Annotated in this window: 8 protein-coding genes; 5 read left to right on the top strand and 3 right to left on the bottom strand. The window is 63.1% G+C overall.

Features of this window, described 5'->3' with window-relative positions; genetic code table 11:
• Positions 1 to 63: 63 nt before the first annotated feature.
• From NBW77_RS14415 to NBW77_RS14405, 3 genes are all read right to left on the bottom strand, one after another.
• A complete protein-coding gene (locus NBW77_RS14415) occupies positions 64 to 1620 on the bottom strand; it encodes a purple acid phosphatase family protein (protein WP_250279876.1) in 1557 nt (518 codons plus the stop codon).
• Positions 1621 to 1883: 263 nt separating this feature from the next.
• Positions 1884 to 4388, bottom strand: a complete 2505-nt coding sequence (locus NBW77_RS14410) for an ATP-dependent Clp protease ATP-binding subunit (protein WP_131749285.1) — start codon at positions 4386 to 4388, stop codon at positions 1884 to 1886.
• A 509-nt stretch (positions 4389 to 4897) separates the two neighbouring features.
• Positions 4898 to 5713, bottom strand: a complete 816-nt coding sequence (locus tag NBW77_RS14405; RefSeq protein ID WP_131749283.1) for a (2Fe-2S)-binding protein — start codon at positions 5711 to 5713, stop codon at positions 4898 to 4900.
• Positions 5714 to 6129: 416 nt separating this feature from the next.
• Here NBW77_RS14405 and eutB point away from each other — a divergent pair, with 416 nt between their 5' ends.
• From eutB to NBW77_RS14380, 5 genes are all read left to right on the top strand, one after another.
• Positions 6130 to 7533 carry an ethanolamine ammonia-lyase subunit EutB gene (gene eutB, locus NBW77_RS14400; protein WP_131749330.1) on the top strand — a complete coding sequence of 468 codons (1404 nt, stop codon included), beginning with the start codon at positions 6130 to 6132 and terminating at the stop codon, positions 7531 to 7533.
• Positions 7534 to 8307: 774 nt separating this feature from the next.
• Positions 8308 to 9129, top strand: coding sequence for an SCO family protein (locus NBW77_RS14395; RefSeq protein WP_250279875.1), 822 nt, complete (start codon positions 8308 to 8310; stop codon positions 9127 to 9129).
• Between the two features lie 257 nt (positions 9130 to 9386).
• On the top strand, positions 9387 to 10661 hold the full coding sequence (locus tag NBW77_RS14390) for a glycosyltransferase family 2 protein (RefSeq protein WP_207387219.1): 1275 nt from the start codon (positions 9387 to 9389) through the stop codon (positions 10659 to 10661).
• Positions 10662 to 10683: 22 nt separating this feature from the next.
• The gene (locus tag NBW77_RS14385; protein WP_131749279.1) at positions 10684 to 12246 is read left to right on the top strand and encodes an ArnT family glycosyltransferase; all 1563 of its coding nucleotides are present in this window, start codon (positions 10684 to 10686) and stop codon (positions 12244 to 12246) included.
• Between the two features lie 195 nt (positions 12247 to 12441).
• Positions 12442 to 13650, top strand: a complete 1209-nt coding sequence (locus NBW77_RS14380) for a glycosyltransferase (protein WP_242606143.1) — start codon at positions 12442 to 12444, stop codon at positions 13648 to 13650.
• Positions 13651 to 13929: the final 279 nt, after the last annotated feature.

Raw genomic sequence — 13929 nt, 5'->3', positions numbered from 1 at the left:
CCCCGCCGGAACGCAAGCAGAAGGTAGCGAACTTTGCACCATTGGTGCATGGGGTATGGGACTTTAGGCCCTATTGGGCAGGATGGATGGACCGTATCCCGAGGGCGTCAACGGCTCCTTGCGCCCAGGTGTGGTCCGCGTCTGCCCGGTGGCATCCGCACGTGGTCTGACCAGTGCAAACGTGTCGAACGGCACGGGCTCGGGCCCCGAGCTGTCGTATACGGTCACCGCGATCCGGGTCGTCCCGCCCGATTCGCCCGGATCGACTTCGAAAGCGGCGAACGCATACGGGTGGTCCGGCGCCCGCACCGCCGACCACGGCGCAGGCTCCCGGACATGGATCGGCCGGTAGCGCGTGGGGTCGCCGTCCCGTGGCTCCCCACCGACAATCACCCGGCCGGCGGGCGGATCGAACAGCTTGCCTGCCGATGGCGATGACGAACCACCCGTACCCACAACCATGTGTACCGTTCCGTGTACTGTATCGATCACAGTCGTACCGATGTCACTCGTACCGATGTCACCCGGGTTGACAGCGCCGTTACCGGTTGGAACCGGCCGTGGGGTGAGCACCTCCGAACCGTCGACCACGCCGCGCAGCGGGTGAGTCCGCTCGTAGTGATGTTCGTGTCCGCACAGGACCAGATCGACCCCGAAAGCGTCGAACAGCGGCAGCCACTCCTCTCGGATGCCAAGGTCCGCGCCGTTGTGCCGCTCGGCGCTTGACACGGCCGTCTGATGCATACAGACGACGATCCAGTCGATGGCCGGGTCGGCGCGGGCGTGACGCAGCGTCCGTTCGAGCCAGGCCCGCTGCCTGCCACCGCTGTAACCGCGTACATACATCATGCCCGCGTCCTGGTAGCAGACATCGTCGTTCTGTAGGACGACGAAACGCACGCCGCCGACGGTGAAGGCATACCACAGGCCGGTGAGGTCCGGGCCGGTGCCGTTCGTGCCCGAGTCGGGGGAGTCGTCGCCGTTTCCGGGGAGCAGGAATCGGCTCTGATAGGCGGCCAGGCCGTGCGGGCCGTTCCCTCGTTCGATCTCGTGGTTGCCGGCAGCAGGCATCCAGGGGCGCTGCCGGGCCGATCCGCTGATCATGTTGAACCAGTCGGACCAGGCCCGCAGCGGGTTGCGGCGTTGGTTCGCATAGGACAGGTCACCCACGACCAGGTTGAACAGTGGACCGATACGTTCGATGCCGGCCACCACATGCCCGGATGCCGGTGTGCCGAACGGGTCGTAGGACGCTGACGTGCCCTGGTCACCGAAGCCGGTGAAGGTGAACCGGGCCCGGCCGCTCGGTGCCGTCCGCAACGTTCCGCCGTCGGCACGGGCGATCCGGTCATGGGTGACCTCGTAGAGGTAAAGGGAATCCGGTTCCAGGCCGGTGAGGACGGCGTGATGGATGATCACCTTCTCGCCCGTGCCGGCGTCGGCGTGGACACGGGTGATGGCATGCACCTCACGATCCAGACCGTCCGGAGGGGTCCCGAAACGTACCCGCGGCCGCCGTACCGGCAGCGGTGTCGTCCAGGACACGGTCATGGACCCGGCCGGGTCCGGTCCGAAGGTCAGATGAAGGTGTTCGACGGGCGTACCCGCACGCAGGACCAACTGATCTCCTCACGGCTCACCGCACAGGCCCCGTGGCAACGCTATCTGTCCGGGCCGGCATTGCCGGGCGGGGCGACAGGTATCGGACACTGCGGGCCCATGAGATGACCGCCACATGAGCCCGGACCAGGCCAGGACCCCGCTCGGACCCCGGTCGGACAGCGCTCGGACCCCGGTCGGACAGCGGAAGCGTCAAGGACTCCAAAGGGGAAAGGGGCGGCCCCGCCGCAGCGGGACCGCCCCTTTCGTGGGGAGCTCTTATCTCACTCGCTGGACTTGGCGAGGTCGATCGGGGGTGCGTCGGGCACCTGGTTCGGCTTCGGCTCACCTCGGAAGGTGAACTTCGCGGCCTCGCCCTCGCCCTCGACGTCACCGACGACGATCTCGCCAGGCTTGAGCGTCCCGTACAGGATCTTCTCGGACAGGATGTCCTCGATCTCCCGCTGGATCGTCCGCCGCAGTGGCCGGGCGCCCAGCACCGGGTCGTAGCCCTTCTTGGCCAGCAGCGCCTTGGCCGCCGGGGTGAGCTCCAGCGCCATGTCCTTGTTCTTGAGCTGGATGTCCACCCGGGCCAGCATGAGGTCGACGATCTGGATGATCTCGTTCTCGGAGAGCTGGTGGAAGACGATGATGTCGTCGATCCGGTTCAGGAACTCGGGGCGGAAGTGCTGCTTGAGCTCGTCCTGGACCTTCGCCTTCATCCGCTCGTAGTCGATGGCGCCCTGCCCGGTGGCGAAGCCGATGCCGGGGCCCTTGGAGATGTCCCGCGTGCCCAGGTTCGAGGTCATGATCAGGACGGTGTTCTTGAAGTCCACCAGCCGGCCCTGGGAATCGGTCAGGCGACCGTCCTCCAGGATCTGCAGGAGGGTGTTGAACACGTCCGGATGGGCCTTCTCGACCTCGTCGAACAGGACGACCGAGAACGGCTTGCGCCGCACCCGTTCGGTGAGCTGACCACCCTCCTCGTACCCGACATAGCCGGGCGGGGAACCCACCAGGCGCGAGACCGTGTGCTTCTCCATGTACTCGGACATGTCGAGCTGGATCAGCGCGTCCTCGTCGCCGAACAGGAACTCCGCCAGCGTCTTGGACAGCTCGGTCTTACCGACACCGGACGGGCCGGCGAAGATGAACGAACCGCCGGGACGCTTGGGGTCCTTCAGACCCGCGCGGGTGCGCCGGATCGCCTGGGAGACCGCCTTGATGGCCTGCTCCTGGCCGATGACCCGGTGGTGGAGCTCGCTCTCCATCCGCAACAGCCGGGCGGTCTCCTCCTCGGTGAGCTTGAACACCGGGATACCCGTCCAGATCGCGAGAACCTCCGCGATCTCCTCGTCACCGACCTCGGCGACGACGTCCATGTCCCCGGCCTTCCACTCCTTCTCCCGCTTGCCCTTCTCGGCGAGCAGGGTCTTCTCCCGGTCCCGCAGGGAAGCTGCCTTCTCGAAGTCCTGCGCGTCGATCGCGGACTCCTTGTCCCGGCGGACACCTGCGATGCGCTCGTCGAACTCGCGCAGATCCGGCGGAGCGGTCATCCGGCGGATGCGCATCCGCGAACCGGCCTCGTCGATGAGGTCGATCGCCTTGTCCGGCAGGAACCGGTCGGAGATGTAGCGGTCCGCCAGGGAGGCTGCCGCGACCAGGGCGCCATCGGTGATCGACACGCGGTGGTGCGCCTCGTACCGGTCACGCAGGCCCTTGAGGATCTCGATGGTGTGCGCCACCGACGGCTCCGCGACCTGGATGGGCTGGAAGCGCCGTTCGAGCGCGGCGTCCTTCTCCAGGTGCTTGCGGTACTCGTCCAGAGTGGTGGCACCGATTGTCTGCAGTTCACCTCGGGCCAGCATCGGCTTGAGGATGGACGCGGCGTCGATCGCACCCTCGGCGGCACCCGCGCCGACGAGCGTGTGGAGCTCGTCGATGAACAGGATGATGTCGCCACGGGTGCGGATCTCCTTGAGGACCTTCTTCAGGCGTTCCTCGAAGTCACCGCGGTACCGGGAGCCTGCAACCAGGGCTCCGAGGTCGAGGGTGTACAGCTGCTTGTCCTTGAGCGTCTCGGGCACCTCGCCCTTGACGATCGCCTGTGCCAGCCCCTCGACGACCGCGGTCTTGCCGACACCGGGTTCACCGATCAGCACCGGGTTGTTCTTGGTGCGGCGCGACAGCACCTGCATGACACGCTCGATCTCCTTCTCGCGCCCGATCACCGGGTCGAGCTTGGACTCGCGTGCCGCAGCCGTGAGGTTGCGCCCGAACTGGTCGAGCACGAGCGACGTCGACGGTGTGCCCTCGGACGGGGCTCCGGCGGTCGCGGGGTCGCCCTTGCCCTGGTAGCCGCTCAGCAGCTGGATGACCTGCTGACGGACCCGGTTCAGGTCGGCCCCGAGCTTGACGAGCACCTGAGCGGCGACGCCCTCGCCCTCACGGATCAGCCCGAGCAGGATGTGCTCGGTACCGATGTAGTTGTGGCCGAGCTGCAGGGCCTCCCGCAGGGACAGCTCCAGCACCTTTTTGGCACGCGGAGTGAACGGGATGTGCCCGCTCGGTGCCTGCTGGCCCTGCCCGATGATTTCCTCGACCTGTGACCGAACACCCTCGAGGGAGATGCCGAGCGACTCAAGTGCCTTCGCTGCGACGCCCTCACCCTCGTGGATCAGTCCGAGCAGGATGTGCTCGGTGCCGATGTAGTTGTGGTTGAGCATCCTGGCTTCTTCCTGAGCCAGGACGACGACCCGACGTGCCCGGTCGGTGAATCTCTCGAACATGTGCGCTCCTTCGAGCGGTGCGACCGACCACACGGCAGCCGGTATCCGCATGCTAGCTCCGCCGAGGCATGTCCCCACGCATCGAACGGAAACCTACCCGCCGGCCCCGCCCTCTTCGTCGTGGACGGCGGACCGACTGAGGTAGCCGGCCCACCAGCGAAGACGCCTGAGCCAACGGTGGCCGACCAGGACCGATTCCGTCCCACTGTTCCGCCGAGAGCAGAACGAAATCTCGCGGTTACCGCGTGGGGTGCCTACCCGCCGGGTGACCGATGCAACCCGGATCGCCGGTGGCGACCGGTGGCGACCGTGTCCGGACCGCCCATGGATGGTCACTGAAGGCAATGAGTATCGTGTTCCGGTGTCCTGCCGTCGCGTCTGGAATGAAAAATCTCACTCAGCGTTCACATGAATGCGACGAACGGTATATGGACTCATGTGGAGAGCCAAGTGGTCCCGGAGTGACCCGACGGACAGGTGGGATCAGGGCAATGGTTGGGTTGGTGTAGTTATCCGACCGCCAGTCCGCCGTCGCCTTGTGTGTCCACCCACTCATGCAGCCGTCGTTCGCGCTCCGAATCAGGGATAAATGGGCAGGTTGTGCAGTACTGGGCGCTCATTCGATGGATGAGACAGCAGGAACCCCGACGCATCGCGGTCTGTCGCCGACCGCGATGGGTGAACTGGAACCATGTGGGTCGGGCGCGCATCGGTGGACGGGCCAGGGCGAAAAAGGCATCCGCCTCGATTCGTCCGATGTCCGGATCGCCGGTCATCCGTTCGGTTAGCAGGAAAGCCCGGCCACACTGGGTGGCGACCGCACCCCACAGCGCGGGCGGGCCCAGACGCGCTCGCGCACGCAAGGCGACGACCAGCGGTTCCATGTGGTCGACCAGACCGCTCACCAGACGTCGGCGCAGCACGCCGACGTCTGCCACCACGTCGACAGCCCCCTTGACCGAGTCGATTCTGATCAATGGGTCGGTGCCCGTGTCAACGGTGACATCGTCGCCGTCGGTGACCGTACCGTCAGCGAAAACGGTTACGCGGCACGCGTAATCGTTCCGACCCGGCCGGGTGGCAGCGCCGACTTTCGGATCACCGGCCAGCATCGTCACCCGTCCGGAATGAAAGGTTGTGAGATCGAAGCAGCCACCGGGCACGGCGTGCAGGGACATGCCGGCCGCGCGGACGTCCGGCACCTGCCGGTGCAGCATGTAGGCGGCGATCGCAGGTCCGGCCACGCTGCTGGCATATGAGCCCAGGAAGATACCGACCGCCACCTCTGGGCTGTAGCCGTACTTCCTGCGTAGTTCACGCAGCATCCGATCCAGCCTGCTGTCGGAGGCCGGGCCGGCCTCTGCGTCGCGGACCAGGCTGGCGCAGTGCAGCCAACCGCAGGCCTGGTCGGGAGGGTCGGTCCATCAGTGGGGCTGCACATCAACTTAGGTAAACCTAAGTTGATGTGCTCCGTCAAGGGACTTCGGGCCTCGTAGCAATCTTCGAGTCGATCCGCGGATGCCGACACGCCGGTCGACGCCGCTGTCCGTACCGACCCAGGCCGAGGAACGTGGCTGTTCCTGTTCCTGCTGCCGTCGCGAGGCGCCCGGCCTCGATTTCATCTACTTTCCGTGACCATGCGATGCTCGCCACGTCAGAACGGTCCCGCGCGGCGGCGTTGTCCGCAATCCGGGCCGGTACTACAACCTGGGCCACCCGGGCCGTACAGAGAGGTGAACGGTTGAGTTTCCACTCGGTCGTGCACGGTGAGCGATATGTGTTCGCCGATCTGGCGGAACTGTTCGCCAAGGCTGGCGAGGAGAAGGCCGGCGACCGGCTCGCGGGTCTCGCCGCCTACTCGTCGGCCGAGCGGGTCGCGGCCAGGCTTGCGCTTGCCGACGTCCGGCTTTCAGACATCGTCTCGAGTCCTCTGATCGAGGACGGCGTCACCGAACTGATTGCCAGCACGCACGACGACAATCAGTTCGCTACGATTTCATCCCTGAGTGTCGGAGAGTTCCGTGAGATGGTGATGAAGCCTGATTTCACCGTTTTCTGGAATTCGGGCCTGGCCGCAGGAATAACGCCGGAGACCGCGGCGGCGGTCGCGAAAATCATGAGCGACAGGGAGCTGGTCGTTTCCGCGAAGCCACTGCGGACGGTCACCCGCTGCCGGAACACGATGGGCGAGACAGGGGTATTCGGCGTCCGCCTCCAGCCGAACCATCCCTACGACGATCTGGAGAGAATCCTTCTGTCGGTCCTGGACGGGCTGTCGTTGGGATGCGGCGACGCGGTCATCGGTGTGAACCCGGCCCGAGAGTCCGTCACGCAGGTCGACCGGATCCTGCGTGGGCTCGGCATGCTCGTCGGACAGCTCGGCGTGCCGGCCCAGACCTGCGTCCTGGGGCATGTGACCACGCAGCTTGCAGCGATGGAGGCAGGTGCACCGGTCGATCTGCTGTTCGGGTCCATCGCTGGGACGGAAGGGGCGAACCGTGCGCTCGGGGTGACGTTGAACCTGCTCGCCGAGGGACGACAGGCTGTTCTCGACCACCACCGGGAGCGTGTCGGTGACTTCATCGGCGATCAGGTGATGTACTTCGAGGCCGGGCAGGGCAGCGCACTGTCGGCGCAGGCCCACCACGGCGTGGACCAACTCACCCTCCAGGCACGTGCCTACGGTGTCGCCCGCGTGTTCGACCCCTTTCTCGTCGACTCCGCGCTCGGATTCGCCGGGCCGGAACATCTGGCCGACTCCCGACAGTTCATCCGAGCCGGGCTGGAGGACCATTTCGTCGGCAAGCTACTCGGTTTGCCGATGGGCTGTGACATCAACTACACCAGCCAAGTCGGCGCCGACCGGAACACGGGTGACGATCTACTGATGCTACTGGCGGCAGCCGGTTGCAACTATGTGGTGGACGTGCCGGCCACCGTGGGTGTGAAGGTGAACAATCAGTCGACCGGCTTTCATAATGCCGCCGGAATGCGGGACCTTTTTGGACTGTACCCCGCTCCGGAGTTCGCTGCCTGGATGGCCGGTCGTGGTCTGTGGCGGGCTGCGCAGATCGTCGACCCGGCAGGATTGATCGGGGCGTCCCTCCAGGACGACCTTGATTCAGCCCTGCGCAGTGCGCACTGATGCCCCTCTGGTGGATCTTCAGATTGCGCGGATCGATGTCCCGGGCAGGCCCTGGCGTTGGCAGGTCCCGGGGCCAGCTGCGGAACGTGCGTGGACATGACCTCGAACGACTTCCTCGGAGACACTCCGAGCAACGTAGAGACTCCGGAAACCTTCGGCCATCCGGACCGGAGGCCTTTTTCGTCGGCTGTGACATCCAACTTGAAGATCAAAAAGTTGACGGGAAAAGCTGAGGCCGGGGAGTCCGACATCCTGTGGCGATGGTCGTCTTTCCGATCGGCGATGATGGCCGAGTATGCGTCCTCGCGGCGACCAGGAGTTGTGACCTACTTCTCACGTATCTCCATCGCGGGCCCGTAGTCCTCATGTAAACAAGCCCTTGGCTACACGTTTAGTAATTCATCGTCAACTGTCTGTGACGGCATCTTGTGGTCGAGCAGGACGGCGCACGAATCCAAACTATCAGCGCAATATTATCTACCAACTTACCGTTTCACCCCACGAGAATCACAACGGTAGGACTCCGGGCGAGTTTCAAGGCCTCACTACCTGCGAGTCCCCGGCTCCTGCTAGCATCGGCCCCAGAGCATTCTTGGGGGGATGTCGCATCATGCACTATTCAATCCGTACCTGGCGTAGGGATACTTCGGCGACCGGTTGGACCCAGTCGCCGGCAAGTCAACTGGAAAGCCTCGGCGAACCGTATCGTGTCAATCGGCTGTACGTTACCGGCAGTCGATCTGCTGGCCGATGGAGCGTGGAGCGCGTGGGGAGATGACCGGTCTCTCAAGGTTATCGGGTTGCCTTGCCCACCCCGCAAAATCGATGCCTGCCGGACGTCGACCATCGCCCGAAGCCGGAATTGATGATCTTGTAGCGACGATTTTTCTGGGTTGGCTACAAGGCGGTTGGCTCCAGCGCGACCGGGTCGGTCTGTGGCGGCGAAGCCCCCCGTTCATCCGTCACGTGACCCTGACTACCGTCACCGTTACCATGGTTCTACTCAGTTCGGCATGTGGGTCATCGTCCGGATCAACAGTCCTGCCCGATCCGAAGACGAGTACACCGGCCTCTCTCGCGGGCCGTCCGCTGAGTCCGACGGTCGCCCAACCAACCACCCGTCTCACCGATACGAATGGATCTTCATTCGATGTACGGTCGGGCACCGCGGGCAAGCTGACGTTCGTGTTCTTTGGCTACACCCACTGTCCGGATGTCTGTCCGACAACGGTGGCCGACATCGCTGCGGCACTCAGCCAGCAGACACCGGCCGTTCGAGCCAGAACTGCCCTGGTCTTTGTGACCACGGATCCCGACCGCGACTCGCCTCAGACGATCCGCCGATGGCTCGACCAGTTCGACGTTTCCTTTATCGGTCTTACCGGAAGCTGGGCGGACATCGCAGGCTACGCAACGGCTCTCGGGCTCCCAACCATACACCCCGAACAGGCACCCGACGGGACCTGGACGGTGGACCACGTGTCCCGCGTGACCGCGTTCAGTCCGGATGGAACCGCACGGCTGGGATATCTCGCGAGCGCAACCGTCGCCAACTATTCACATGATATTCCGCTGTTGCTTGAAAATCGAATGTAGTCGGCCTTCTCCCGCGTACACATCATGTTTGCCGACCGATGTTATCCGTTCCGAAGAAATTCCCAAGAACGAGGAACGAACAAGTGGCCTGTATGCGCACCCGTGTGGGCAGTTGCCACTGGCCAGCCTGAGCCCAGACCCGGCCCAGGACCTTCAGCCTGGTGCGACCTAGCAGTTCAACATTCCCTGCGGAGTCCGGTAGCTCACCACCCGATCTTGGGTTGTACTTGATGCCCGTAATGTGAAAGGAACGGCCCTTGCTGTCTGCCATCGTCTCGGCAGCAATCGTTGTCATTGCTCTCACGCTGTTTGCGACCTCCGGCGCCAACCTGTGGTGGATGCTTTACGCATGGCGGACACCTGAAACTTACCAGGGGACCTTCTACCTGCCGGCCGTGCGTGAGCCCTGCCACAGCTTTTCAATCATTGTTCCTGCCCGCCACGAGGTCGAGCCCGTGCTGAGAGCGACGGTTGCTCGTCTCGTCGACCAGACACACCCACGGGTGGAAATAGTTCTGGCCGTCGGCCACGATGATCCGTCGACCGTGGAAGTAGCGGAGAAGATCGCCGCCAGTTATCCGGGCCTGAAGATCTCGGTCGACCATTCCGAGGTCAAAAACAAACCGCGTCAGCTGAACACCGCCCTTGCCGATTGCACCGGTGACATCGTCGGCGTCTTTGACGCAGAGTCCCTGGCAGCCCGCGAACTGCTCGTTCACGTGGACGAAGTCTTTCAGGCAAATAACGCCGACGTCGTCCAGGGCGCGGTCCAACTCATCAACTTCCAGTCAAGCTGGTTTTCGCTCCGCAACTGTCTGGAATATTATTTCTGGTTTCGGTCCCGGTTGCACATGCATGCCCAGAAACAGTTCATACCACTCGGTGGAAACACCGTCTTCGTCCGCCGGGCAGTGCTCAACGAAGTGAACGGATGGGATGGTAACTGCCTCGCCGAGGACTGTGATCTCGGCGTTCGGTTGTCCGCTCTCGGCCGTAAGGTCAGCGTTGCCTTCGACCCGGGTCTTGTCACCCGGGAGGAGACGCCCGACACAATATATGCCCTGGTGAAGCAACGGACCAGGTGGAATCTAGGTTTCATACAGGTGCTTTACAAGGGTGACTGGCGAAAACTCCCTACCCGTCGTGCACGAAGCCTGGCCCAATTCACTCTTCTGCAGCCCATGAGTCAGGCCTTCTCGGGGCTGGTACTACCAATAGCGTTGCTGACGGCCGTGATCGGCAAGTTCTCCATGATTGTCACGCTGATTTCTTTCCTTCCGGCCCTCCCGACCATCGCCATGCTCGGGTTCGACGTCGCAGCTCTCCGGGCATTCGGGCAGGACTACAGCTTTCACGTACGAGCACGTGACTATGCCAGGCTCGTGTTCTTCATGCCCGTTTACCAGCTAATTCTCTCCTGGGCCGCCGTCAGGGCGGCCTTCCGTTTCTTCTCAGGAAACTTCGAGTGGGAGAAGACCGCGCACGTCGGAGCTCATCTGAGCACACCCGCAATCGCCGACGACGCGGCCTGAAGAAAGTCAGGGGGATCCGAACGTGTCCACGACCGCGGTGCTACCGCAGCCGGTCCTGACCGCCATACGAACACCTGAGGCAGCGGTACGCCGGTACCGGCAGAGCTGGTCGAATATAGCGATCATTGCTGCGCTCGTCACGATCACAACTATCATTCTGCTTGTCAACCTTCATGGTTATCCGACCGTCCAGGACGATGAGGGAACCTATCTCTCACAAGCCGAGTGGGTACGAGCACACAACGCTCTGTCACCTTACACCTACTGGTACGACCATCCGCCGTTCGGTTGGATGCAGCTTGCCGCGTTGTCCTGGATTCCGATCTTCCACGACGGCCCGCTGACCGTTGCGGCCGGGCGTGGAATCATGGTTCTCTACGCCGACGTTTCCGTGGTGCTGCTCTATCTGTTGGCGTGTCGCCTGGGTCTCCGTCGGATCTTCGCTGTTCTTACCGTTCTGCTGTTTGTAGGCTCGCCGATATCCACGACCTTTCTGCGCCAGGTCTATCTGGACAACCTTGCGATCCCGTGGCTTCTCGCAGCTTTCTACTTCGCCAGTACTCCTCGCAAGCATCTCTGGCACTATGTGTTGGCCGGGCTTCTTCTCGCCGGCACCGTGTTGACCAAGGAGACCACAGCGGTACTCCTGCCCGCCGTGGCGCTCGCCGGTTGGCAGTCCAGTTATGCAAAAACCAGGGACTTTGCTTCTGTAGGATTCTGGTCAGGATTTTTTCTGATATGTCTGGTATATCCCCTGATGGCGCTCCTCAAGAACGAGCTGTTCGCCGGCCCGGGCCACGTGTCGCTGCAGAAGGCGATGGAGTTCCAGTTCTTCGAGCGTGCGGGTTCGGGTTCGGTGTTCGACCCGTCCTCGTCAGCGCACAGTACAGTCCTCGGCTGGTTCTACCTGGATAAGTGGTTGCTGATTTTGGGTGCGGTCTGCGGACTCATCGCGCTCTTCGTCCGCCGACTGCGGCCAATCGGCCTGGTGGTGCTGCTGCTGGGGATCACTCTGTTGCGGAAGGGCTATCTGCCGCAGATGTTCATCATTGTGGCGTTGCCTTTTCTCGCGCTGTGCATGGGCGGAGTGGTCGACCAGACATGGTCGCTTGCCCAACGGCTCGGTAAGCCGGCGAGGTGGGTCGGTGAGGGAGGTCTGCTGGTGGCCCTGACCGCCGGCTTCCTGGCGCTTGCCATCGTGTGGCAGCCAGGAGTCTCTCGTGCGTTCATCTCGTCCAACAACGACGAGCATGCCGAGGCCGTGGCCTACCTGCGAAGCCCCGCAATCCCGAGGGACAGCCGTGTCGTCGTGGACAACACGGTGTGGCAGGACGTGTACCATGCCGGCTTCTCCTCACCCTGGCGCACCATCTGGTACTACAAAGTAGATCTTGACAGTGCCGCCAAGAAGGAGCTACCGGGAGGGTGGCGCGACCTGGACTATATCGTTCTCACGCCATTCATGCGGCAGGACATCTCGACACTCGGGCTGACGACGATGGCTACCGCGGTCGAACATTCGCAAGTAGTCGCGCGTTTCGGTACCGGCCCAGCCGCCGTTGAGATCCGAGAGGTGACTAAATGAACCTCCGACACGACCGGATATCGGTACCGGATCTACGACGGCATGCAAGGCAATGCTTTCCAACACTGCATAAAAATAACCGGACCTGGGGGTAGAGTGAGTCGGGGGAAAAAACAGCTGGACGGGCTGGGTGGGATCGCTGCCGTGTCCGTTCCAGCCGCTCGGCGGGAGTTGGGGTCGGGGCCGGTGAATCCGGTGGCCGTCGCCGGGATTCCTGAACCACGCCTGGCGGCGAGACCCGAAGTACAGCCGCAGCTGACCGTGATCGTCCCGACGAGAAATGAAGCGGCTAATATCGTCGCGCTGCTGAATCGGGTTGATGCGGCGCTCAAGGGTATGGATGCCGAAGTTCTCTTCGTCGACGACTCCACCGACCGCACGCCACAGACGATCGAAAGCGTTCGGAAGGGTTTCAACGTCACGGTGCGTCTGCACCACCGCCCACCGGACACACGTTGGGGGGGTCTTGGTGGCGCGGTCGTCGACGGGCTTCGCCTGTCGCGTTCTCCTTATGCAGTCGTGATGGACGGCGATCTCCAGCACCCGCCGGAAGCTCTCAAGACGCTGTACGACGCTGCGGTGGCCAATCAGGCGGACATGGTGATTGCCAGTCGGTACCGCGGAGACGGGGATGCCGCCGGACTGGCCAGCGGTGTGCGCAGGTTCGTATCATCCGGTGCGAATCTTGTTTCCCGTCTGGTTTTCCCACGCAGGTTGCGGGGCGTAACAGATGTAATGAGCGGATTCTTTCTGGTCCGGGTCGGCGCGCTTCACCTCGATAATTTGCAGCCAAGTGGCTACAAAATACTGCTTGAACTTCTCGTGCGCACGAACAAGGTCAGAGTAACGGAAGTCCCGTACTCCTTCGGGGAACGGCACGCAGGTGAGTCCAATGCCTCCATGGCCGAGGGGCTGCGGTTTATCAGGCATTTGTTCTGGCTAAGGATCCCGCGAGCAGCACGGTTTGTGCTGGTCGGTATCACGGGCCTGGTACCGAACATCATCGGCATCACCGTCCTCACCGCGGCAGGGGTGCACTATGTTGTCGCTGCTATTCTGGCCACGCAGATCGCGAACGTATGGAATTTCATTGGTTGCGAGTTGCTCGTCTGGCACGACAAAAAGGGTTCCCGGCAGCGCCGGATCATCCCGTTCATGTTGCTTAACAGCAGTGATCTGGTCCTGCGGTTGCCGCTGCTCGCCTTCTTTGTGGAGAGGTGGGGGCTGGGCGTCGGGACTGGAACTCTCCTGACCCTGGTCGTCGCATCCGCGCTCCGGTTCCTGCTTATTGATCGTCTGATCTACCGAAGCCGGGAGAAGAATGTCTCCCCGAACCCGTCTGATACGCCGGTGGTCGCCGAGCCGGAAGCGTTCGACGATGTGCTTGTCGAGCACACGGCATGAGCCCGCGAGGTTCGGACACCGGAACGGTGACGCGACCTTTGGCAGCTGTTGGAACGATGCAGGTCCATGGCTCACGGAGAAATGGACAAAGAATCCTGGAGAAGGTGGTCGTTGATGACGAGCGCTAAAAATACCAGGCGGGGTGACAAGCGGCGTCGATGGTGGGGCGGACAGACCATCAGATCACTCGGGATTCTTTCCGCCGCGATCACGTTCGTCGCCCTCCTCGCGCCTGCGGTGACCTCGCCGCAGATATCGCTGGCCGATGCGACGAATATG

It is taken from the genome of Frankia sp. Cppng1_Ct_nod (assembly GCF_920656135.1).
Classification (GTDB): domain Bacteria; phylum Actinomycetota; class Actinomycetes; order Frankiales; family Frankiaceae; genus Protofrankia; species Protofrankia meridionalis.
The sequence above is the reverse complement of the archived record's forward strand: the minus strand, read 5'-3'. Positions and strand labels throughout refer to the sequence as shown.